The 1,004-nt window shown below is 69.9% G+C and carries 2 protein-coding genes; one reads left to right on the top strand and one right to left on the bottom strand.

The annotated features are described in order from the left end of the window. Positions 1 to 195: DUF815 domain-containing protein (locus Q8M82_RS07045; protein ID WP_305690666.1), on the top strand; the 195-nt coding region annotated here is incomplete at its 5' end. Between the two features lie 247 nt (positions 196 to 442). Here the strand turns inward: Q8M82_RS07045 and Q8M82_RS07040 are convergent. Then, a partial coding sequence (locus tag Q8M82_RS07040; protein ID WP_305690665.1) for a murein hydrolase activator EnvC family protein occupies positions 443 to 1,004 on the bottom strand: 562 nt, incomplete at its 5' end.

Here is a 1,004-nt window from a genome sequence, read left to right as displayed (position 1 = left end):
CACAAATGCAGCCAGGACGAATACCTCGCGATGATCGACGGCTATGTCGGCCATTTCGGCCTGGCGCTCGACCCCGAGACGCTGCGCCACGAGGCGCTGGAATGGGCGACGACCCGCGGCTCGCGCTCGGGCCGCACCGCCTGGCAGTTCATCCAGGACCTCGCCGGGCGCCTCGGCAAGCCGCTCGAGGGGTGAGCCTCTTCCCTTCTCCCCTCGGGGGAGAAGGTGGCACGGCGAAGCCGTGACGGATGAGGGCCGAACCTCCGTCCGCAAACAAGAAAGGGCCGCTTGCGCGACCTTTCCCTCATCCGTCTGCTGCGCAGACACCTTCTCCCCCAAGGGGAGAGGGCGAAAAAAGCGGCGGGGCGGCCTTTCCTGGGACCGCCCCGCCTTGTTCCGACCGGTGGGGTCTCGCGGAGACCGGTCGAAGATAAACCCGTGATCAGTTGTTGAGATAGGGCGTCGGGTCGACCGGCGCCGAACCCTTCCGCAGCTCGAAATGCAGCTGCGGCGAGGAGACGTTGCCGGTCTGGCCGGAACTGGCGACGACCTGGCCGCGCTTGACCGTGTCGCCGCGCTTGACCTTGAGCTCGCCATTATGGGCATAGGCCGAGACATAGCCGTTGGGGTGGCGGATCAGGACGAGATTGCCGTAGCCCTTCAGCTCGCTGCCGGCATAGGCGACGGTGCCGCCCTCGGCCGCCTTGACGGGCGTGCCCTCCGGCACGGCGATATTGATGCCCTCGTTGCCGCCGCGGCCGGAGAAGCCGGCGATGACGCGGCCGCGGGCCGGCCAGCGGAAATCGGCCTTCTCGCCTGCCTCCTCGGCCTTGGGCAGGCTCGCCGTCGTGGTCGGCTCCGCCTCGGCCTTCGGCACGGCGGTGACCTTGGGCTCGGTGGCCGGCGCGCTCGCGACGACGACCGGCTTGGCCTTCTCGGCCGCCCGCACGGGCTGGGCCTGGGCGACGGCCGGCTTGGCGGCAGCGGTGGCCGCCGGCTTCTCA

The sequence above is a fragment of the Allobosea sp. genome (assembly GCF_030694325.1).
Classification (GTDB): domain Bacteria; phylum Pseudomonadota; class Alphaproteobacteria; order Rhizobiales; family Beijerinckiaceae; genus Allobosea.
Note: the sequence above shows the minus strand (reverse complement) of the source record. Positions and strands in the feature narration are given on the sequence as shown.